The 251-nt window shown below is 62.5% G+C and carries 1 pseudogene; it reads left to right on the top strand.

The window, feature by feature from the left end:
• Positions 1-119: pseudogene (locus JHD63_RS23725) on the top strand (IS5/IS1182 family transposase); the annotation flags it as partial.
• Between the last annotated feature and the right edge of the window lie 132 nt (positions 120-251).

Raw genomic sequence — 251 nt, 5'->3', positions numbered from 1 at the left:
CGGTAGTCTTCGAGGACTTGGTCGATGCCCTGCCTGCCGTGGGCGGCAAGCCCGGCAGGCCACGCCGCCGGCCCGGCAAGCTGCATGCGGACAAGGGTTATGACTACCCCCGGTGCCGCGTCCACCTTAATCTTACTGTGTCATAAAAGATGCTTTGCGCTTGCCCTTCCGCAGCATGGGCACTGCCCGAGACGAGCGATCAGTTGGTAGCTCAGTCGATGACGCAGTGTCGTGATCGACGTCGCCACGTG

Origin of the sequence: Xylophilus sp. ASV27 (genome assembly GCF_016428875.1) — a bacterium.
GTDB lineage: Bacteria > Pseudomonadota > Gammaproteobacteria > Burkholderiales > Burkholderiaceae_C > Xylophilus.
Note: the sequence above shows the minus strand (reverse complement) of the source record. Positions and strands in the feature narration are given on the sequence as shown.